Annotated in this window: 16 protein-coding genes; 5 read left to right on the top strand and 11 right to left on the bottom strand. The window is 64.1% G+C overall.

Translation table 11 applies throughout. The annotated features are described in order from the left end of the window. Positions 1-31: 31 nt before the first annotated feature. Entirely contained in the window at positions 32-787 is a 756-nt protein-coding gene (locus GN330_RS12480) for an aspartate/glutamate racemase family protein (RefSeq protein WP_156713042.1), read from the bottom strand. 125 nt (positions 788-912) lie between these two features. Here GN330_RS12480 and GN330_RS12475 point away from each other — a divergent pair, with 125 nt between their 5' ends. Beyond that, a complete protein-coding gene (locus GN330_RS12475) occupies positions 913-1,719 on the top strand; it encodes an IclR family transcriptional regulator (protein WP_197435147.1) in 807 nt (268 codons plus the stop codon). Between the two features lie 221 nt (positions 1,720-1,940). Continuing rightward, positions 1,941-3,668 carry a M28 family peptidase gene (locus tag GN330_RS12470; RefSeq protein ID WP_156713040.1) on the top strand — a complete coding sequence of 576 codons (1,728 nt, stop codon included), beginning with the start codon at positions 1,941-1,943 and terminating at the stop codon, positions 3,666-3,668. A 76-nt stretch (positions 3,669-3,744) separates the two neighbouring features. Here the strand turns inward: GN330_RS12470 and GN330_RS12465 are convergent, their stop codons facing one another. The 7 genes from GN330_RS12465 to argH form a co-directional block, all read right to left on the bottom strand. Then, positions 3,745-4,992, bottom strand: a complete 1,248-nt coding sequence (locus tag GN330_RS12465; protein ID WP_156713039.1) for a cation:proton antiporter — start codon at positions 4,990-4,992, stop codon at positions 3,745-3,747. Between the two features lie 265 nt (positions 4,993-5,257). After that, the gene (gene msrA, locus GN330_RS12460) at positions 5,258-5,788 is read right to left on the bottom strand and encodes a peptide-methionine (S)-S-oxide reductase MsrA (protein ID WP_156713038.1); all 531 of its coding nucleotides are present in this window, start codon (positions 5,786-5,788) and stop codon (positions 5,258-5,260) included. Then, the gene (gene msrB, locus GN330_RS12455; protein WP_156713037.1) at positions 5,778-6,248 is read right to left on the bottom strand and encodes a peptide-methionine (R)-S-oxide reductase MsrB; all 471 of its coding nucleotides are present in this window, start codon (positions 6,246-6,248) and stop codon (positions 5,778-5,780) included. The genes msrA and msrB overlap by 11 nt, the downstream gene beginning before the upstream one ends. A gap of 113 nt (positions 6,249-6,361) precedes the next feature. After that, on the bottom strand, positions 6,362-8,923 hold the full coding sequence (locus GN330_RS12450; RefSeq protein WP_246188667.1) for a TIGR02302 family protein: 2,562 nt from the start codon (positions 8,921-8,923) through the stop codon (positions 6,362-6,364). 143 nt (positions 8,924-9,066) lie between these two features. Next, on the bottom strand, positions 9,067-10,332 hold the full coding sequence (gene lysA / locus GN330_RS12445) for a diaminopimelate decarboxylase (RefSeq protein WP_343040622.1): 1,266 nt from the start codon (positions 10,330-10,332) through the stop codon (positions 9,067-9,069). Between the two features lie 63 nt (positions 10,333-10,395). Further along, positions 10,396-10,605, bottom strand: coding sequence for an LPS translocon maturation chaperone LptM (gene lptM / locus GN330_RS12440; RefSeq protein ID WP_156713035.1), 210 nt, complete (start codon positions 10,603-10,605; stop codon positions 10,396-10,398). Between the two features lie 74 nt (positions 10,606-10,679). Beyond that, positions 10,680-12,080: an argininosuccinate lyase gene (argH, locus tag GN330_RS12435; protein WP_156713034.1), complete on the bottom strand. Its 1,401-nt coding sequence runs from the start codon at positions 12,078-12,080 to the stop codon at positions 10,680-10,682. Positions 12,081-12,110: 30 nt separating this feature from the next. Between argH and tlpA the strand changes: the two genes are divergently transcribed. Then, positions 12,111-12,782: a thiol:disulfide interchange protein TlpA gene (tlpA, locus tag GN330_RS12430; RefSeq protein WP_156713033.1), complete on the top strand. Its 672-nt coding sequence runs from the start codon at positions 12,111-12,113 to the stop codon at positions 12,780-12,782. A gap of 383 nt (positions 12,783-13,165) precedes the next feature. Here tlpA and GN330_RS12425 read toward each other — a convergent pair whose 3' ends face one another. Then, on the bottom strand, positions 13,166-15,538 hold the full coding sequence (locus GN330_RS12425; protein ID WP_156713032.1) for a putative bifunctional diguanylate cyclase/phosphodiesterase: 2,373 nt from the start codon (positions 15,536-15,538) through the stop codon (positions 13,166-13,168). 352 nt (positions 15,539-15,890) lie between these two features. On the opposite strand from GN330_RS12425, the gene GN330_RS12420 reads away from it, so the two are divergent. Together GN330_RS12420 and GN330_RS12415 are read left to right on the top strand one after the other, a co-directional pair. Next, positions 15,891-17,261 carry an aminotransferase class I/II-fold pyridoxal phosphate-dependent enzyme gene (locus GN330_RS12420; protein WP_156713031.1) on the top strand — a complete coding sequence of 457 codons (1,371 nt, stop codon included), beginning with the start codon at positions 15,891-15,893 and terminating at the stop codon, positions 17,259-17,261. A 10-nt stretch (positions 17,262-17,271) separates the two neighbouring features. Beyond that, a complete protein-coding gene (locus tag GN330_RS12415; RefSeq protein WP_156713030.1) occupies positions 17,272-17,676 on the top strand; it encodes a response regulator in 405 nt (134 codons plus the stop codon). A 163-nt stretch (positions 17,677-17,839) separates the two neighbouring features. Here GN330_RS12415 and GN330_RS12410 read toward each other — a convergent pair whose 3' ends face one another. Beyond that, positions 17,840-18,238: a response regulator gene (locus GN330_RS12410; RefSeq protein ID WP_156713029.1), complete on the bottom strand. Its 399-nt coding sequence runs from the start codon at positions 18,236-18,238 to the stop codon at positions 17,840-17,842. Positions 18,239-18,254: 16 nt separating this feature from the next. Then, positions 18,255-20,123: an ATP-binding response regulator gene (locus GN330_RS12405; RefSeq protein ID WP_156713028.1), complete on the bottom strand. Its 1,869-nt coding sequence runs from the start codon at positions 20,121-20,123 to the stop codon at positions 18,255-18,257. Positions 20,124-20,136 lie beyond the last annotated feature (13 nt).

Genomic DNA, 20,136 nt, shown 5'->3' with positions numbered 1-20,136 from the left:
ACGGGATCGTTATCATTATTGGCGGAACGCCTCAGGCGACCCGCAAGGTCTCGAAGGACTGTCCGGCCGCCATTTTCGGCGGCAGGGGATAGGCTTTCTTGGAATGGCTAAGCCCCATTGAAACCAGCATTTCGGCATGTTTGAGCGCGGCTCGTCCGGCGTTGACGGCCGGAGCGCCGACCGCAGCTGAAACCTCGTCGCCCATGTCGAGGAAGGACATGGTCATGCAGCCGAACAAGAAGGCGTCAGCCCGGTCCTCCTCCACGCAGGCGCGCGCCACGTCGACAAGGCGTTTTTTCGTCGCGCCGGGGTCTTTCATCAGATCGAGCACGGGAATGTTGGTCGCACGCACCGATGCCAGCTTGTCGCGCACGCCAGCGCGAACGGCGAGCATCTCCTGGCCCGCGATCAGGCTATCGAAGATGGTCAGCACGCTGAATTTGTGGCCGAGGCCGGCGGCAAGCAGCAGCGAGGCTTCGCACGGTCCGATGACCGGAATGGTAGCCAGCTCACGCGCGGCCTCCAGGCCCGGATCGCCGAAACAGCCGATGATGGCGGCGTCGAAACCGTCACGCTGGCAAGCCATGATGCGCTCGACCGTGGCCGGCACCGACATCGCCTCTTCATAGGCCGATTCAATGGAGGCCGGACCGTCGGGCACATCGACGACGACGACCTCGGTCCCGGCGAAGGCCCAGCCGTTGAGAAGCGCCTCACGCCGGCGCATCTCGCTTGCTCCCATCGGTCCCTTCGACATCGGGCCCGGCACGACATAGGCAATTCGCATATCCGCCCCTCATATTTGTTTCATTGGTCGAAACAATGTTTCTTATTTTGTTGAGTAAACCATATTTCTGCAATATTGCAAGAACCGTTCAACCGACCATAATCGGTCCAAAGGGAGCTTTCGCGATGAACGGCACGAAGAACTACAAGATCGCCGCGGTCGATCGTGCGCTCTCCGTCCTGGAAGCGCTGGCCGACCAGCCCGACCAAGGCGTCACAGCGCTGGCGAAATCGCTGGGCATGACCAAGACGATCGTCTTCAGGTTGCTGCAGACACTGGAGGATCGCGGTTTCGTGTTCCGCGACCCCGAACGAGCGGTCTATTCGCTCGGCTATCGGGTGGGCGTGCTCGGCGAGCGGGTCGGGCGCGACGGCAGCCTGCTTTTCGCGGCGCGGCCGGTAATGGACGCGCTGCGCGACCGGACGCTGGAAAACGTCAATCTGGTCGTGCGCGAAGGCCACCGTTCGCTGGTGCTGGCCACCCGACCTGGCCATCACTCGATCCGCTTGTTCGCGCAGGCCGGACGCAACGGCCCGTTGCACGCCGGCGGCGGCTCGCTGCTGGTTCTGGCCTATGCCGACGCCAGCGTCATCGACGCCGTGCTGGCCGAACCGCTGGAAGCGTTCACCCCCTACACGATCACAGACCGGGAGAAATTGCGCGAAACGCTCGAACGCATCCGCGCCAACGGTTACAATATCGCGCTCAATGACCTCGATGAGGGCGCCTTTTCAATCGCCGCGCCGATCCATGGCATCGACGGCGAGGTCATCGCGGCGATCTCGGTCGCCGGCGCGGTGGCGCGCTACAACGAGGAAAAGCGCGAAATCCACCTCAAGGCGGTACGCGACGCCGCCGCGGCGATCTCGTCGAAACTGTCGATCCATCCGTCCGGCGATCATCTGCCGGCGCCGGTGAAATCGAGCGCCTGAGCAGGCGGCACGCGTTAAGGCGCCCTTTCCCAACCGCCCACGCCCCCCACCAGCCCGATGGCCCGCCGACGCACCACCACCGGCGCCGACCGTGATGATGCACCCAATTCGCACCGCGCCGTGCCCTGGCCCTAAGGCTTGCGGCGGCACGGAAGCTCTGTTAGCGTCTCGATAATTATAAAACATTGTTTCGATAGATAAAACGAGAAAGGAGTGTTCGCATGAACGAGACCGAATCCGCGATCCTCGATGCGGTGACGCTGGACGAGCCCTGGGGGCTGGTGGAGAGCTTCGCGAGCTTCAAGCGCGAACACCCGGACGACGTGAACCGCGGCATGGACGAGGTCGTCTCGCGGCTGCGCAAGCATGGCGTCGAGGTGACGGTGCACGAGCCGAGCCTCTATCTTAGCCTGCCGGGCGCCGCCCGCGTAGAGGCGAACGGCAAGAGCTACCGTGCAAAGCCGCCGGCCTATTGCGTCGATGCGCGCAGCGGGCTTTCGGGAACGCTCGTTTATGTCGGCGCGCGACACAACGCCATGATCACCGACATGTTCGAGCAGAAGATCGACACCACCAAGGAACTCGCCGAGCGGGTGCGTGGTAAGATCGTGATGTCGGAAGGCTTCGCGAGCCCCGGTCTGGTCGCGCAGTTCGAGGAGATCGGCGCGATCGGCGTGATCGGCATCAATCCCGGCGTCGATGTCCATTGGGGCATCTGCACCACGATCTGGGGCACGCCAGATCTCGACGATCTGCCGCGCAAGCCGACAATCCCGGCCGTCGCGGTCAACAAGCCGGACGGGGAAGAGCTGGCCGCCATCGCCGATCAAGGCGGCAGCGTGACGCTGTTCGCCGAGATGGAGGAAGGCTGGTACAGCTCCAAGCTGCTGGAGGTTTTCATCAAGGGCAGCGAAGAGCCCGACAAATATGTCTTCCTGCACGGCCATCTCGACAGTTGGGACGTCGGCGTGGGCGACAACGCCACCGGCGACGCGACGATGCTGGAGATCGCGCGCGTTCTGTGGGCCAATCGCGGCGCGTTGAAACGTTCGGTGCGGATCTGCTGGTGGCCGGGCCATTCGACCGGCCGCTATGCCGGCTCGACTTGGTTTTCAGACGCCTTCGCGCTCGACCTGGAGGATAATTGCGTCGCCCAGGTCAATTGCGACAGTCCCGGCTGCCGCTGGGCCACCGAGTTCATCAACCTGACCCGGATGAGCGAAACCGAGGATTTTCTGGCCGGGGTGATCGAAGAGGTCGCCGGCAAGGCGATCGAGGGTGAGCGGCCGCACCGGGCGGGCGACTATTCCTTCAACAATATCGGCATTTCCAGCTATCTGATGCTGTCGTCGACCATGCCTGACGTGCTGCGCGAGGAGAAGGAGTACTACACGGTCGGCGGCTGCGGCGGCAACATCGCCTGGCACACCGAAAACGACACGCTGGAGATCGCCGACAAGGACATCCTGCTGCGCGACATCAAGGTCTATTTGCTCGCCGTGCTGCGCAACGCCAACGCCGAGATCCTGCCGTTCGACTGGCGCGCGACGGCGAAGGAATTCGCCGAGACGGTGGCGGAGTACCAGGCCAAGGCCGGAGACCGTTTCGACCTCACACCGTCCACGAAGGCGGTCAGGGACCTCAGGGCTGCGCTCGAGGATTTCTATGGCCGTGTCGCGTCAAAAGCGGTCGACGCCGGCAAGGCCAACCGGGTGATCCAGGACCTGGCGCGCATCCTGGTGCCTATCAACTTCACCCGCGTCAACCGGTTCCGTCACGATCCGGCCCTGACCATTCCGCCGCTGCCGTCGATAGCGGCTGCCGCCGAACTCGACCGGTTCGACGACACCACGCTCGGTTTCGCGAGGACCCAGCTCGTGCGTGGACAAAACCGCCTGATCTCGGCGCTGCGCCAGGCCCAGCGCCACATCGCGCTCGTCGCCGGCTGATCGTCCGCCGCGAGCGCACCGTGGAGCCCGGCGCCGAGGCGCCGGCCGGAGGGTCAAAAAGTCGGATGCCCGGCGGTCAATGATCGCCGGGCACTTTTTCCGCCGGTTCGCCCCTGCCGGCCTCGGTTCGGCCGGCGAAGCGGGCGGCCAGCGGGCTTGCGGTCAGCCCGTGGGCAACGATGCTGATCAGCACGGTCAGCACCACGCAGGCGATCAGTTCGTCGCGCCCCGGCACGTTGAACTGTTCGAGTACGTAAAGCACGAATAGGATCGAGGCCAGGCCGCGCGGCCCGAACCAGCCCAGAAACAGCTTTTCGTAATTGCCCAGCCCCGACCCCGCCAATGACAGCCAGATCGGCAACATGCGCACGACGGTCAGGAACAGGATCGCGAGCGCCACGGTCTTCAGGCTGGCATGCTGGAAGCCGAGCGGCGCCAGCACCGCGCCGAAGATCAGGAAGGTCAGCATGGTCAGCAACCGACCCTCCCCTTCCATGAACTCCTCGATGAAGCGCGCGGAAGCGCGCAGGCTGTTGCCGAAGGCGAGCCCGCCGGTGAAGGCGGCAATAAAGCCGTTGCCGCCGACCAGTTCGGCCCCGAAATAGGCGATGAAGGCGATGCTGAGGAAAAAGATACCCTGATAGACCTCGCTCAACGTCCCGACCCGGATGGCGACATCGAGCAGGCGCGCGGCGCCGAAACCGATCGCCACGCCGACCAGCGGGCCGAGCACGACCTGCTTCAGCGCGAAGGCGGCGAGCCCGCCAGGCTGCTGGGCTGCATCGATGGTGCCGGCGCCGGCGGCAAGCGTGGCCGCGATAAGAACGATCGGCAGGGCCAGACCGTCATTGAGCCCGCTTTCGACATTGATGCCGCGGCGGATCGGCCCCGGCACCGCATCGCTGGTGACCACCGGCTGGCTGAGCGCTGCGTCGGTGGGGGTGAGAATGGCGGCGACCAGCATGGCGAGCGCCCAGGATTGGTCGGGCGAGACCCATTTGGCGATCAGCGTGCCGAACAGCACCGTCAGCGGCATGCCGATTAAAAGCATACGCACGGGAATAGCGAAACCGCCCGACAGCGCGCGCAGGCTGATACGCGAGGCATCGGAAAACAGCACCAGCACCAGCGTCACCTCGGCGACCATATGCACGACTTCGCGCCCGCCATGCATCGGCACGATTTCCGCGCCGGCGAGCCCGACGACGAGCCCTGTTGCGGTGAATACCATCGGCAAGGTGATCAGGCGGACTTCCAGCACGCGCGACAGCAAGGCGTAGGCGGCCACCAGGAACAACAGTCCGACAACCAGTTCCGACGACATCGCCCCTCCTGTCAGGCGGTTACGCGCGCCCGGACGTCTGCCTCAGGTGCGTCGTGACCCATAGAGCGGATGACCGGGTTTCCGGCGCGGCGCGACTCGCTGCCGCGCGGCCATGACAAAGGGTATTACAGAAAGTATCGTGATGGCACCACACAACCAGCATAGGGCGGCGGGTGGCCGTCGCGCTATGCTGGCCGGGCCGGAAGCGAGCGTACGCGTCCAGATCCGATCCGTGCCGCTGCCTGCGGCCGACAGTGCGCGGTGATCAGGCCGTCAGCGTATTTCGAACCGGCAGCGTCCAGCCCGGGCGCGGGAAGTGGCAGGTGTAGCCGTTCGGATATTTTTCCAGATAGTCCTGATGAGCGGGCTCTGCTTCCCAGAACGCACCGGCCGGCACGATTTCGGTTACCACCCTGCCTGGCCACAGGCCCGACGCCTCGACATCGGCGATCGTGTCCTCGGCAATGCGGTGCTGCTCGTCGGTGGTGTAGAAAATCGCCGAGCGGTACTGGCTGCCGACATCGTTGCCCTGGCGGTCCAGGGTCGTGGGATCGTGGATCTGGAAAAACAGCTCCAGGACCGCCCGATAGGTGGTCTTGCCGGGATCGAATTCGATCTCGATCGCCTCGGCATGGCCGGTCGTTCCCTTCTTCACGGTCTCGTAGACCGGCCGGTCTGTATCTCCGCCCGTATAGCCGACGCGGGTTGCGACCACACCCGGGAGCCGGCGCAGCAGATCCTGCATGCCCCAGAAACAGCCCCCCGCAAGCACGGCGCGTTCGATGTCAGCGCTCATCGGTCTTCTCCTTCTCGGCGAACAGGTGCAGAAACTCACCATAGCCCTCAGCCTCCATTTCCGCGGCGGGAACGAAGCGCAAGGCGGCGGAGTTGATACAATAGCGCAGGCCGGTGGCCTCGCGCGGCCCGTCCTCGAAGACATGGCCAAGATGACTGTCGGCATGGCCCGAGCGCACCTCGATGCGTCGCATACCGTGGCTCTCATCCAGGTTCTCGACAATCTCGGCGGCTGCTAGCGGGCGGGTGAAGCTCGGCCAGCCGCAGCCGGACTCGAACTTGTCGGTCGACGCAAAAAGCGGCTCACCGCTGACGATGTCGACATAGAGGCCCGCATCCTTGTTATCGACATAGGCGCCCGAAAACGGCCGCTCGGTGCCGTTTTGCTGGGTGACACGAAACTGCTCCGCGCTCAGCCGCTCGAGCGCCTCACGGGTCTTTCGGTACGTCTTGCCGGTCATGGTCCGCTCCAGATCCTGTCGGTCGTGAGATGGGTATTTGCGCGCGGTCTCGCCAGTCCCGCCCGGATGTGGTCGGGCATTTCGAGCCACAGGACCTGGCGCGGGCGCAGCGCCTATTCGAGCTGCAACAGGCGTTCGAGATAGTCCTTTTCCAGCTCGGGGCTCAGCGCATCGCCGAGCCGGCGGCGGATCGCTTCGAGAATGCGCCGCGCGCGCTGAACGTCGATCTCGTCGGGCACCTCGACCGAATCGCCGAAATCGGGGCCGGTCGTGGCGCGCGGCCGGCCGAGTGGATCGCGGTCGGCGTTCTGCTGGCGCCCGCCTTCCTCCGAACCACCCTGCTCGCCCTGCATGGCCTGGCGCATCTGCTGCATCATATCCTGCGCGCCGCGGCGCAGTGCTTCGAGCGCGCGGCCCTGCTCGCCGACGGCGCGATCGCCCTGGCCCTCACCGAGCGCCTCGCCGGCCTCGCCCATCGCCTCGCCGGCTTCGCCGAAGCCCTGGCCGGGTTGAATGCCCATGCCTTCGAGGCGATTGGTCAATTCACCCAGTTCGCCGCGCAGCTGGCCCTGGCCTTGCTGCAATTGGCGCAACGCTTCGGCGAATTCCTCCGCGCTCATGCCGCCCTGGCCGTTTTGCCCCTGCTCGCCATTGTCGCCGCGTTGCCCGCCGTTCTGGCCGCGCCGCTCACCGGGATCCTGACCTTGCTGGCCGCGCCGCATCTGGTCGAGCCGGTGAGTCTCGTTCATCATTTCCTGCTGGCGACGCATGATCTCGCCAAGCTTGTCCATCTGCTGGCGCATCTCGCTCTGCTGGCCGTCGCCCTGCTGGCGCTGGTGGCGACCGGCCTGGAGATTGTTCATCATATTCTGCAGTTGCGACAGGAGTTCCTGGGCTTTGTCGCGGGCGCCCGAACGCGCGAGATCCTCGATCTGGTCGAGCATCCGGTCGATGTCGTTGCGGCGCAGTTCCTCGCCGTTCTGCGGCATCTGCATGGCCATGTTGGGGTCGCGCGCGGCACGCTCGGCGAATTCGCGCAGGAACTCCTGCATAGCCTCGCGCAGTTCGGCCATCAACTGCTCGATCTCCTCGTCCGACGCGCCGTTTTCCAGCGCGTCGCGCAGGGCCTGCTGGGCGGCACGCAGGCGTTTTTCGGCCGCCGTCAGGTCGCCGTCCTCGATACCGAGGGCGATCTCCCACAGATAGTCGACCACGCCGCGCAGCGCATCGTCGTCGCCGGCCAGCGCCAGACGCTCGCGCGCGCTCACCAGGGCCAGATAATGCGCCATGGCGTCGAACGTATCCTCGGGTCTCAACGTGACGGCGTCCATCAGCGCCAGCACCCGTGCCTTGCGGTTGGCGTCGAGCGCCAGAAGCCGGCGCTGCTCGATCACCGCGCGCGCCAGCGGATTGGTAAAGGGCCGCTCGGGCAGGACGAGCGTCTTGTCCTCGCTCGTTGCCTCCTGGCCGGCATCGTCGACCGCAGCCAACCGCATGCCGACCTCGACACCCGCCCAGGGATGTTCGGTCAGGTCGCGGGAGGTCTTGGCACGGTTTTCGTCCGCGCCGCGGCGCGGCAGCGAAAGCGGCAGGTCCGGCGCCTCGTAAAGGGGCCGGGCATTCTCCGGCGGCGAAGCCCGCTGTTTGATGATCGCGCGCGCCGAGGCCGCGCCGTAATCGTCCTCGATCTCGTAGACGAGTTCAAGCGTGCCGTTGACCGCGCGTTTCGGCTCCTCCACGAAAGCGATCCGCGGCGGCTGGTCCGGGATCACGGTGAAGGCCCACCGGTCGAGTTCGCGCATGCCCGTCATCAGGGAGAGCGTGCCGTCCTCGCGCAGGCGGTAGACAAACTGCGAGACCCCGGGCCGGGCCGCTTCGCCATCGGCCGTGGCCGTCATATCGGCCCCCTCGGGCGCGGCGGCCGCGCGGAAAGAAAGCGATTCCTCACCCGAACCGCCGGTAACGCGCAGCGACACCTCGCTTCCGGCCGGCACCTCGAAGCCCTCCTGCCCGCGATTGGTTTCGGCAGTCAGGAAAATCGGCGGCTTACCGGTATAGGATGGCGGCGTCACCCAGGCGTCGATGCGCGCCGGCACCGCGCCGGTCGCCGCATGCGGACGAAACGCGTCGCCGACGCGCCCGCCATAGGGGCTGGTCGAAAAGGCGAAACCGACAACGAGCAGCAGCGGAACCAGGGCACGCAGGGCCCAGGGATCGCGTTCGGGCACGCGCGGGCGCGGCAGATCGCCCGAAAGCGCTCCGAGACCTTCGGCGAGGCGGCGCTGGTGCTCGCGCCACAGCGCGTCGGAAAAATCGTCAGCCGATCCGGCGGGCCGGTCCGTCTGGGTTGTGACCGGGCGATGCCGAAGCCTGTTGGCCAACTCGATGCGCCGGTCGATCTCCGTCGCCGACGGCCAGCGGAAGGCATGCAAGGGATAGAGCGCGGCAAGCGCCGCCAGGCCGAAGGCGATCACCGCGGCGATGCGCGCCCAGTCGGGGAAGAGACGGAACAGGCCGAACCATGAGGCCGCGAGGAAAAGCCCCGCCACCAACAACAGCGGCAGGACAAGCGGCCAACCACGCTCGGCAAGCATCGCCAGCCCGGCCGAAAACCGCGTTCGGCCGATCTTCAGGGAGCCGTTTCCGCCGGCGCGGCCCGCGGGGTCTGTCGCCATTGCGTCGTCCTGTTCCGCTCGCGGCCGCCGATCGACACCGCGTCACGACTCACAAGATATCTCAAATGACGGCGAAGACGAGGCAATTCCCGCAATCGTGATCGTGCGGCCATTCGGGGATCATCAGGCGCGCTTTCCCCGCGCTAAAGCCAGTCGGGAACCGAATCCAGGCCGATCAGCGCGTCATAGGTCGGACGCGGGCGCACGACATGATACCGATCGCCGTTGACCAGCACCTCGGGCACCAGCAGGCGGGTGTTGTAGGTGCCCGACTGCACCGCGCCATAAGCACCGGCCGTACCAACCGCGATCAGGTTGCCCGGCTCCATCCGGGGCAGGGACCGTTCCAGTCCGAGATAGTCGCCGGTCTCGCACACCGGCCCGACCACATCGACCGTCAGATGCTGCGTGTCGGGACCCGGCTGCACGACCGGGCGGATGTCGTGATAGGCGTCGTAGAGCGTCGGGCGGATCAAATCGTTCATGGCCGCGTCGACGATCAGGAAGTTACGGGCATCGCCTTCCTTCACAAAGATGACGCTCGACACCAGGATGCCGGCATTGCCGACGATCATGCGCCCCGGCTCGAAGATCACCTTGACGCCCAGCCCGGCCATGCGCTTGCGTACGATAGCCGCATAAGCATCCGGCAAGGGCGGCGGATCGTCGTCGAAACGGTAGGGAATGCCGAGCCCACCGCCAAGATCGACATGCTCGATGGCGTGGCCGTCGGCTCGCAGCGCCTGCGTCAATTCCGTCAGCAGAGCGAAGGCGTCGTCGAAAGGCTGCAACTCGGTGATCTGGCTGCCGATATGCATGTCGACGCCGGCGACGCGCAGCCCCGGCAGGGCGGCGGCGCGACGATAGGCGTCGCGCGCATGCTGCCAGGCGATGCCGAACTTGTTTTCAGCCTTGCCGGTGGAAATCTTGCGGTGCGTCCTGGCATCGACGTCCGGGTTGATGCGCAGCGAGATCGGCGCGACCCGCCCGGCCGCGACTGCGCGCGCCGACAACAGCTCCAGTTCGGGCTCGGATTCCACGTTGAAGCAGAAAATGCCGGCCTGGAGCGCGAAGTCCATCTCGGCGGCGGTCTTGCCGACGCCCGAAAACAGGATTTTTCCCGGTGCGATGCCAGCCGCCAGCGCGCGGCGCAACTCGCCCTCCGAGACCACGTCGGCGCCGGCGCCGAGGCCGGCGAGCGTTTTCAGTACCGCCTGGTTTGAATTCGCCTTCATCGCGTAACACACCAGTGCGTCGAGATCGGCGAAGGCGTCCGAAAACACTGTGTAGTGCCGGCTCAGAGTGGCGGTCGAATAGCAATAGAACGGGGTGCCGACGGCGGCCGCGACCCGCGGCACCGGCACGTCTTCGGCGAACAGGACGCCGTCGCGATAGTCGAAATGGTTCACGTCATGTCCAGCAAAGAGAAATTTCCGGCGGGTCGGCGCGAGGGCGCCGGACAGCGCCGCGCATTAGTCGATCAGGCCGTCGAGGATGAAGGGTTTGTCAGCTTGCGGCGGCTCGGGCGCCGGCGGCAGTTCCTCGCCCCTCTTCTCGGCCTCGGCGCGTTTTTCCAGCGCGGCCTCGTAAGGCGTGATCGGCGGACCGCGACGCCCGCATGCAGCCAGGGAGCCAGCGACGGCCAGCAGGGCAAACAGCAGGGCGGTTCGGCGGAGGCTCATGGCAATCCTCGTCATGACGATGCACTGTGTTTAGCGGAGATCGTTTTGCGATGCACCCCTTTTGGAACGCGGCGTCAGGCCCGCGCCAGCCGTTTTTTCCAGGAGCGAATCTGGCGGCGCACCTCGCCAGGCGCGGTGCCGCCGAAGGAAGTGCGGCTGCGTACCGAATTGCGCACCGACAGAACCGAATAAACGTCCTCGGTGATACTGGCATGGATTGCCTGCAATTCGGCTAGGGTCAGTTTTTCGAGCGCGGTTTTCCTGCTTTCGGCCAGCGCCACGGCGCGGCCGGTAACATGGTGCGCCTCGCGGAACGGCAGACCGGCCACCCGTACCAGCCAGTCGGCGAGATCGGTCGCGGTCGAATAGCCGGCGCCGGCCGCCTTGCGCATGGCGGTCTTGTCGACCGCAAGGTCGGCGACCATGCCGGTCATCGCCGCCAGCATGAGCTCCAGTGCTTCGGCGGCATCGAACACCGCCTCCTTGTCTTCCTGCATGTCCTTGGAATAGGCGAGCGGCAGGCCCTTCATCACCGTCAGCAAGGCAAGCAGGTCGCCATTGATGCGCCCGGTCTTGGCGCGGACGAGTTCGGCGGCGTCGGGGTTCTTCTTCTGCGGCATGATCGAGGAGCCGGTCGAAAAGGAATCCGACAGGCGCACGAAGCCGAATTGCGGCGTCGACCAGATGACGATCTCCTCGGCCAGGCGCGACAAATGCGTGGCGCAGATCGCCGCCGTCGACAGGAATTCGAGCGCGAAGTCGCGATCCGACACGCTGTCGATCGAATTGCGGGTCGGGCCGCGGAAACCGAGCGCCCTTGCGGTCATGGCGCGGTCGATCGGAAAGCCGGTGCCGGCGAGCGCGGCGGCGCCGAGCGGGCTTTCGTCAAGACGCTCCAACGCGTCGCGCACCCGTGACAGATCGCGGCCGAACATCTCCACATAGGCCATGCAATGATGTCCGAAGGTCACGGGCTGGGCCGACTGCAGATGGGTGAAACCCGGCATGATGGTTGCGGCGTGTTCGTCGGCGCGCGCCAGAAAGGCGCCGATCAGTGCCTTGAGTGCCTCGGCGGTGCGGGTAAGCTCCTCCTTCACCCACAGCCGGAAATCGACGGCGACCTGGTCGTTGCGCGAGCGCGCGGTATGCAGACGCCCGGCCGCCGGCCCGATCAATTCGGCCAGGCGGGCCTCGATATTCATATGGATATCCTCGCGCGCGGCTGAAAAGACGAACTCGCCCGCCTCAATTTCTCGCAGGATCGTGTTCAGGCCGTGAGCGATACGGTTTTGATCCTCCGCCGAGATTATGCCTGTTTCGGCGAGCATTTCGCTATGGGCGAGCGAGCCGCGAATGTCCTGGGCGTAAAGCTTGCGGTCGAAGCCGATGGATGCGTTGATCGCCTCCATGACGGCCGCCGGCCCCGAGGCAAAACGTCCGCCCCACATTTCGTTGCTGGTCTTTTTGTTGCTCATGATGCTAACCGGACGCCGGAGTTAGGCCCTATGGACTGGAAGAAGCTGAACATGCCCGCCACACGCCTGATCCTGGCCGCCGCGGTCGCCGGAATTCTGGCCGGCGCGATCGCCGTATACGTGAGGTCGGCTCCAGATGGCAACAATGGCACCCCGGGTGCCGAGGTTGCCGCGGCAAGCTGCGAGGCCAAGACGGCCAACGCCGCCGCCGCCGGCGCGGCCGCAAAGGGCGCGGTCGCGGCGATGCTGGCCGCCGACCCACCGCAATCGCTGGCCGATCTCGCCTTCAACGACCCGGATGGCAAGCCGATCACGCTCGCCGCGCTTTCCGGCAAGACGGTATTGATGAATTTGTGGGCGACCTGGTGCGCGCCGTGCCGGGCCGAAATGCCGGCGCTCGACGCCTTGCAACAGGAGATTGGCGGTCCGGATTTCGAAGTGGTGGCGGTCAATGTCGATACCGGCAGCGACGAGAAGCCGCTGAAATTCCTGGACGAGATCGGCGTCGAGGCGCTGGGCTTCTACCGCGACAACACGCTTGGCCTGTTCAACGAGCTGAAAAAACGCTCGCTCGCTCTCGGCTTGCCGGTAACGCTGCTGATCGACGAGGAGGGCTGCCTGCTGGCGCATATGAACGGCCCGGCCGAATGGCACGCCGAGGAAGCAAAGGCGCTCATCCGCGCCGTCCAGGATAACGATTAGGGAATAGGCCACAATTAGGTAACACGCCGTAAGGATTTGTGACAGCGTCGCGGTCGGTTTTGGCGTATACAGACGCACTTCCGGGGCAGATCTGATTTTGTGGCAACGCGTAGCGTGATCGAGGGGACTATGGTCGGGGAAGACAAACAGCAGCCTCACGGCGACCGTTCTGGCAGTGAATCTGTATTGCGGGATGTCGCAGACTCATCGCAGGAGCAGGCATCTCCGTTCAACGGGGTCCCGCATTCGGCGCATCCGCACGATCCTTTCCGGGATCTGTTCGGCGACAGCCGTCAGAAATTCGAGTTCTAGACTTCGAATTCTAGAAAATTGTGGTGGTTTGACGGTTCGCCATCATCGGTCGTTTTCCTTTCACGGCATGATCAGCCTGCCGCTTCGGACTTGCGCTGCGGCGGACCAGGCGGGGTCGCGCGCGCTTCGAGCCGCGGGGCCGCGTTGGCCAGGACGTATCCGGCCAGATCCAGTTCCTCCAGCGGCCTGGCGAAGTAGAACCCCTGCAACTGGTTGCAGGCGATCTCGCGCAGGAACTCGACCTGTTCGAGGGTTTCGACCCCCTCGGCGGTGATGTGGATCTTGAGCGTGCGGCCCAGCGATGCGATCGAGCGCAGAATATCACGCGCCACCGCGTCTTCCGACGAAGCCGTCACGAACGACTTGTCGATCTTGATCTTGTCGAACGGGAATTTCAGCAGATAGGCGAGGCTGGAATAGCCGGTGCCGAAATCATCCATGGCGACCGTGACACCCAAAGCTTGAATGCGGTTGAGCCTTTCGATGACCTCGTCCGGGTTTTCGATCAACAGGCTCTCGGTGATCTCGAGCTCCAGCCGTTGGGGCGGCAGCCCGGTTTTCGCCAGCGCGTCGCTGACGACGGAAACTATGTCGGAAAGCTGGAAATGCCGCGCCGACAGATTGACCGCGACGTTGAAGTCGCCCGGCCACAAGGTGGCGGCCTTGCAGGCCGCCTCGATCGTCCAGTCGCCGATCTGCTTGATCAGCCCCGATTGTTCGGCAAGCGGGATGAATTCCGACGGCGGTACGAGACCGCGGATTGGGTGGTTCCAGCGCACCAGCGCCTCGAAGCCGCTGGGCCGGTTGTCCTCGGCCGAGACCAGCGGCTGATAGTGTAGGACGAGTTCGTTCTCCGCGATCGCCTGACGCAGTTCCGCCTCCAGCATCCGGCGTTCGCGCACATCCGAATCCATCTGCGATTCGAAAAAGCGATAGGCACCGCGCCCCTCGGCCTTGGCGCGATAAAGCGCAAGGTCGGCGTTGCGTAGGATCTGGTCGGGACGAATGCCGTTGACCGGTGCGATGGCGATGCCGATGCTGACGCCGATCGAGGCGAAATCGCCCTCGATCTGGTAGGGGCTGGACAGGTCCTCGACCAGCCGCGCCGCCAGGTCGGCAACCGTCGCCGTCTCGCATTCATTGGCCAAAATCAGGGCGAATTCATCGCCGCCCAACCGCGCGGCGATGTCGGTCTCGCGCACGACCTTCTTGATGCGCCGCGAAACCATTTCAAGCAGCTTGTCGCCGACCATGTGGCCCATGCTGTCATTGACGGCCTTGAACTGGTCGAGATCGAGATAAAGCACCGCGAACGGCGAACCATAACGCTCCAGCCTGGCGACGTTCTGCTTCAGGAGCTCGGTGAAGCGGGCGCGGTTGACCAGCCCGGTCAAAGCGTCGTTGTGGGCCAGGAAGCTGATCCGCCGCTCGGCCTTCTTTTCGGCGGTTACATCGGACGCGGTACCGATATAACCGCGATAGGCTTCGAATTCGTCGCGCGCCGGCTTGCCGGTCATACGCCACCACGTCTCGCGGGAACCGTCGTCAATCCGGATCTCAACATCGGAAAACGGGGCGCCCTCGGCGATCGCGACCTCGATGCTTCGGATGACCGGGTCGTTGCCGCTGCCCAGGCTGCGCAGGAAGGCGAGGAAATCGACGCCGACCAGCGCCGCCCGCCCGCGGCCCGCGGCGGCCTCGAATCGCTCCGAAACCCGGTCGATGCGCCCATCGCGATCGAATTCCCACAGCCAGTCGGAGGAATTTTCCTCGAACTCCTTGAGAAGCAGGGAAATGATCTCATTCTGCTCCCGGATCTTCATTTCCGACACGCGGTGCGCAACGAAGTCGCGGACATGGCGCAGACTGGCGAGCGTGATAACCACCATGAAGCAAACCAGAAGCATGGCCAGCACCAGCGCGGCGGCGTGGTCCCGCATCTGGGTGAGCGCGATGAGCGAACCAAGGAAAACCGGTAGCAAAAACGCCACGGCCGCCTGCGGAAGGGTGACCAGGATCAGCCCACCGGCGCTCAACATGCCGGCGATAGTCACCGTCGTGATCAGGGTTACGGTTGGCAGATCCTGCCTTATCAGCAAGACCGGTACGAGCCCCCACAGCGTTCCGGTGACCAATGTGTCGGTAACGATCGCGCGTAGCGTCCGGTCGCCTATCGCGTCCTCGCGTACGGTTCCACGCCACAATGTCAGGCTGCGGCGCAACGAAACCAGAAGCGCTGCGGCCCAGATCAGGATCGCCGGAAACGCCGGCGTCCCCACCGCAACCCATATAAGGGAAAGGGCGGCGACGAGCGCTCCGGCAGCGGCGGTCGGCAGGATTTCCGCAACCGCCTTGATCTGCTGATTGTACAAACCCGCGCGGATAGACGGACCAAGCTCTTTCGCCCCCACCACACGCTCGAACCTGGCGCCTAACCGGCGCATTACCCCCAATATCGACAACTCAACCCCCACGGTCTGCGTTCGCCGACACTAGAGCGATCCACTTAAGTTTCTGTTTCCACGCCAAAATGAAATTGATAAGCCGGATGTAGATTTTCGTCATCCTGGCAACATAACAAATATTTAATCATACCAGGATTTGGCAGTTCAAATTTAACATAAATTACATCGAGCTTATATATACTAATTTTTCATAACGTCCGTCTGATATTTGCTCTATACTTCTAGATAACGCATAAATTCAAAATAAACCATTCGTCTTAATTCGACATTGAAGTGTTCCTGCCTATTGTCTCGTGGAAACAAATGCGACCATGGGACAGGGGACGGTATCATGAATGCACATGAAAAAGGCACGGTTATCCCGGAAGCAGCGCTGAAAGGCAGCCTGCGCGACTATCGCCAACCGGCGGGCGCCGACCTGATCAGGCGCGGGGACGGCTTTTTCGCCTGGCAGGGCAAACGCCGCGAGTACGGGCTGTGGCCCTACGCAAAGTCAACCGCTTCGGCACCGAAAACACATTGTTCGGCCCGCACCGATTGCGGTGAGGAAATCTCCGGAGTCAATTTCGCCTCGCAGGACTATCTGAGCCTCGCCTCGCATCCGCAGATCAAGCAGGCGGCGATCGAGGCAATCGAGGAATATGGCGTTCACAGTGCCGGTTCGGCCGCGCTTCTGGGTAACACCCGCCATTCGCTGCAATTGGAGCGGACGATCTCCGACTATCTGAACGAGCGCGAAATCGTGCTTTACCCGACGGGATGGTCGGCGGGTTTCGCGTCGGTGCAGGGCCTAGTCCGGCCCAACGACCATGTGGTTCTCGACGTCTTGGCCCATTCCTGTCTCCAGGAAGGCGCCCGGGCGGCGACGCAGAACATTCATTTTCACGGTCATCTCAACGTCGAAGGGCTGGCGCGGCGACTTCAGCGCATCCGCAACTCGGACAAGGAAAACGGCATACTCGTCGTTACCGAGAGCCTGTTTTCAATGCATTCCGACACACCCGACATCGCCGCACTGCGAGCGACATGCGACGAGTACGGCGCGACGCTGCTCGTCGACTGCGCGCATGATTTCGGTTGCATCGGCGATGACGGCCTCGGCCATCTCGGGCTGCAGAACATGATCGACAATGTCGACATCATCATCGGCAGCTTTTCCAAGACCTTCGCCTCGAATGGCGGCTTCGTCGCCGTCAAGAGCCGCGCCACGGCCGAATATCTGAAATATTACAGCGCAACCCAGACCTTTTCCAACGCGCTGTCGCCAGTCCAGGCGGCAACCGTGCTTGCCGCCTTCGATATCATACGCTCGCAAGAGGGCCGCCAGCGCCGCCGCAGTCTGATGAACAACATCCTCTACATGCGCAACGAAATGACCAAGGCCGGCATGGAAACGCTGGGCGACCCGTCCCCCATTGTGCCCGTGCGCGTCGGGGCGGAAGGCCTGGCGCGGATCGCCTCGCGCGAGCTGGCTTCGGTGGGCGCGATCGCCAATCTGGTCGAATATCCCGCGGTGCCGCAGGGCGGGGCGCGGTTCAGGGTGCAAGTGATGGCCGATCACTCGGCCGAGGACGTCGACATACTGGTTCGGCTGATGCGCGACGCCATGCGCCACGCCGACCTCGAATTCCGCTCCTATCGTGAAAACGACCCCTCGCCGGGGGCGGTTCGCGGCTGGGAAGCCGCCTCGCACGCGGCATGAGGCCCAGGGCATGAACCGCCGTCCTACGCACTCCCTGCGTCTGCTCGCCGTCGACGACGACGCGGCCTCGGCCGAACTCATCGTGCGCGTGGCCGAGCGTTGCGGCTATGAAGCCTTCGCAACCTCCGACTCGCGCGGTGTGTTGAACATCGCGCGAGCGCTGTCGCCCGACATCATGGCGCTCGACATCAACATGCCGAACCTGGACGCGCTCGACCTGATGCGCCTGCTTTCGCAGGCCGGGTTCACAGGCAGCATCCTGATAGTCAGCGGCGAGCAGGAGGATGTCCTCCTGCAGACCCAGGCCAGAGCCGAGGCGCTTGGCCTCAAAGTACCCTACGTGCAACAGAAACCGCTCGATTTCCAGAAATTGCGCGCCATGCTGTTGTCGCGGGAGGTTGTAGCCGCCGCCTGACCGCCCGCGACTTCGGCCGTTGGCGTATTGCGCCGCAAGGCTGGACGCGGATTTCGAAACAGAGCTTGCCTGGAGCCGCTGATCGAAGCGCTTCCGCCATGACGCTGGATGCGGGGCGGAGGGCAGGCGACCGGTTGATGTGAGCGACAGCGGGCCCGGTCAGTCAGGCTGCGCTGTCGGCTGCGCGCGAGCGCGCGCGGGCCTGCAGACTGCCTTCGATCTTTCCCAGCAGCCGCGGCAGGTCAACGGGCTTGGTGTCGAAATCGCAACAGCCGGCCTCAAGACTTTTGACACGGTCGGATTCGAATGCACTCGCCGTCAGCGCGATGATGGGGATGGCTTCGGTGCGCGGATCGGCCTTGATGCGCCGCGTCGCCTCCCAGCCATCCATCTCGCCGAGGCCGATATCCATCAAGATGACGTCGGGCATCACGTCTCCCGCCGCCTGGACGCCGGCCGGGCCATCCTCGGCGAAGCGTATGTTGTAGCCGCGTCGTTCGAGCCGGCGGCCGAGAACATCGCGATTGATGGGATTGTCTTCGACAATGAGAATCAGGGTCATGATCGCCTCTATTTGGCTAGCCCGTCGCGCGGGCGGGCGCGGCGTCGGCTTGCTGCTCGTGCGCGGAGCGCATCGCGGATTTCAGCTTGTTGATGTCGAGCGGCTTGGAGATCAGGCCCGAGGCGCCGTTTTCACGCGCTTTGTGACGCTCCTCGTAGATCGACAGCATGAAGACCGGGATCGACGTGGTGACCGGGTCGGAACGCAGCGTGTCGAGCACGTCCCACCCATTGAGTCCCGGCATCTGGATGTCGATCAGGATGGCTGCCGGCATGACCGTGCGCGCGATCTGCAGGACCGATTCCGGGGCGTCGGTGCAGACCGGGCTGAAGCCCTCCTTGACGAGCATACGCTCGGCAAGTTCCAGGAACACCACATCGTCGTCGACGATCAGGATCTTCTGCCGCGCTGCGCCCTCGGCGCTCGACAAACCAGCAAAGCCCGCCTTGCGCTCGCGGGTTCCAGCGACCGCATCGGCAAGCATCTCCTGCTCGCCAGCGTCGGCTTGCGCCTCCGTGCCTGCGGGGAGGTGGATGGTGAAGCAGGAGCCTTTGCCGAGCTCGCTTTCGACAGAGATCCAGCCGCCCATCAGGCGGCACAAATTCTGGCTCAGCGACAGGCCGAGACCGGTGCCGCCATATTTCGCCGTGATCGCCGGATTGGCCTGGGCGAAATTGGAGAACAGATTGGCCTGTTGCTCGCGCGCGATACCCGCGCCGGTGTCCTTGACGCTGATCACCAGCCAGTCGGCTCCGCCACGGCGCTCGCGGCGGGCCGAGAACGTGATCTCGCCATTCTGGGTGAATTTGGCCGCATTGCTCAAAAGGTTGAAGATCGTCTGGCGCAGTTTGGTGGCGTCGGCGTTCATGGCGCCCAGATCCGCTGCACGATCGACGATGAAGGCATTGGTGTTCTTGGCGGCGAGCGGCCGGCCCGTCGCCTCGATTTCGTCAATGAGGTCGGGAAGATCGATAGGTTCGATATTGAGTTCCATCTTGCCCGCCTCGATCTTGGAGATGTCGAGGATGTCGTTGACCATGGCGAGAAGATGCTTGCCGGCGGCGCTGATCTTCTGCAGGTCGGCGATGTCCTCGCCGCGCCCCTCAAGCTCGGCGTCTTCAAGCAGAATCTCCGAATAGCCGAGCACCGCGTTAAGCGGCGTGCGCAGCTCGTGGCTCATCTTGGCCAGGAATTCCGACTTCGCGCCGTTGGCGCGCTCGGCCTCCTCCTTGGAGGCCCGCAGCATCTTCATCGTGTCCTGATGTCGATCGATTTCCTTCAGGAGTTCGGACTGGGAATCGACCACCCGCGAATAGTAGCTCGCCATGAAGAAGACGTAGGTCGCGGCGCAGAACGCGGAGATGACGCCGATCTCGACCATGTCCTGGACGGGGATATGCGAGGGGAAGGAGTTCTCGAGCAGGAAGGCGGCATAGAAGGAGGCGAGCCCGAACGCGATCTGCGCGAAGATGATGATGCGGGTGTTCATGTTCGAGCCGAGGTAGAAAAACGCCAGCAAAGGCATGACTAGCAGCCACATCAGGAAGGGCGAACTCGCCCCGCCATAGTGGTACGACCCCCACAGGATCGCGAAATTTAGGTTGAAGACCGACAAGAGCGCCAGCCCCGTATAATGGTTCGGCAGCAGTTTCAGCGCGATGGGAAATAACCAGAACGCCGTGATCGAGGCAGCGAGCAGAGGCACGTGCGGCCATGGGCTGGGGTCGGCGATGTAGAGAAAGGCCGGGATCGGCGCGCCCAGGATCGGCCCGAACATATGGCTGATCAGAAACATGCGCACGCGCTTCTGCACGTGCAGGTCGTTGCGGTATTGCGGTGGCGTCAGCCACTCCAGCAGCGCGTCGAGTCTGCGCAGAATTTCCATTTGTCGACCCTCG

Origin of the sequence: Nitratireductor arenosus, assembly GCF_009742725.1 — a bacterium.
Taxonomy (GTDB): domain Bacteria; phylum Pseudomonadota; class Alphaproteobacteria; order Rhizobiales; family Rhizobiaceae; genus Mangrovimarina; species Mangrovimarina arenosa.
Note: the sequence above shows the minus strand (reverse complement) of the source record. Positions and strands in the feature narration are given on the sequence as shown.

Excerpts from the sequence above, each read along its gene's own strand:
- lptM (WP_156713035.1), bottom strand. The coding sequence starts at position 10,605 with ATGAGCCTCCGCCGAACCGCCCTGCTGTTTGCCCTGCTGGCCGTCGCT.
- GN330_RS12420 (WP_156713031.1), top strand. The coding sequence starts at position 15,891 with ATGAATGCACATGAAAAAGGCACGGTTATCCCGGAAGCAGCGCTGAAA.
- GN330_RS12470 (WP_156713040.1), top strand. The coding sequence starts at position 1,941 with ATGAACGAGACCGAATCCGCGATCCTCGATGCGGTGACGCTGGACGAG.
- msrA (WP_156713038.1), bottom strand. The coding sequence starts at position 5,788 with ATGAGCGCTGACATCGAACGCGCCGTGCTTGCGGGGGGCTGTTTCTGG.
- msrB (WP_156713037.1), bottom strand. The coding sequence starts at position 6,248 with ATGACCGGCAAGACGTACCGAAAGACCCGTGAGGCGCTCGAGCGGCTG.
- GN330_RS12475 (WP_197435147.1), top strand. The coding sequence starts at position 913 with ATGAACGGCACGAAGAACTACAAGATCGCCGCGGTCGATCGTGCGCTC.
- GN330_RS12465 (WP_156713039.1), bottom strand. The coding sequence starts at position 4,992 with ATGTCGTCGGAACTGGTTGTCGGACTGTTGTTCCTGGTGGCCGCCTAC.
- GN330_RS12480 (WP_156713042.1), bottom strand. The coding sequence starts at position 787 with ATGCGAATTGCCTATGTCGTGCCGGGCCCGATGTCGAAGGGACCGATG.
- GN330_RS12410 (WP_156713029.1), bottom strand. The coding sequence starts at position 18,238 with ATGACCCTGATTCTCATTGTCGAAGACAATCCCATCAATCGCGATGTT.
- argH (WP_156713034.1), bottom strand. The coding sequence starts at position 12,080 with ATGAGCAACAAAAAGACCAGCAACGAAATGTGGGGCGGACGTTTTGCC.
- GN330_RS12450 (WP_246188667.1), bottom strand. The coding sequence starts at position 8,923 with ATGGCGACAGACCCCGCGGGCCGCGCCGGCGGAAACGGCTCCCTGAAG.
- GN330_RS12405 (WP_156713028.1), bottom strand. The coding sequence starts at position 20,123 with ATGGAAATTCTGCGCAGACTCGACGCGCTGCTGGAGTGGCTGACGCCA.
- GN330_RS12415 (WP_156713030.1), top strand. The coding sequence starts at position 17,272 with ATGAACCGCCGTCCTACGCACTCCCTGCGTCTGCTCGCCGTCGACGAC.
- GN330_RS12425 (WP_156713032.1), bottom strand. The coding sequence starts at position 15,538 with ATGCGCCGGTTAGGCGCCAGGTTCGAGCGTGTGGTGGGGGCGAAAGAG.
- tlpA (WP_156713033.1), top strand. The coding sequence starts at position 12,111 with ATGGACTGGAAGAAGCTGAACATGCCCGCCACACGCCTGATCCTGGCC.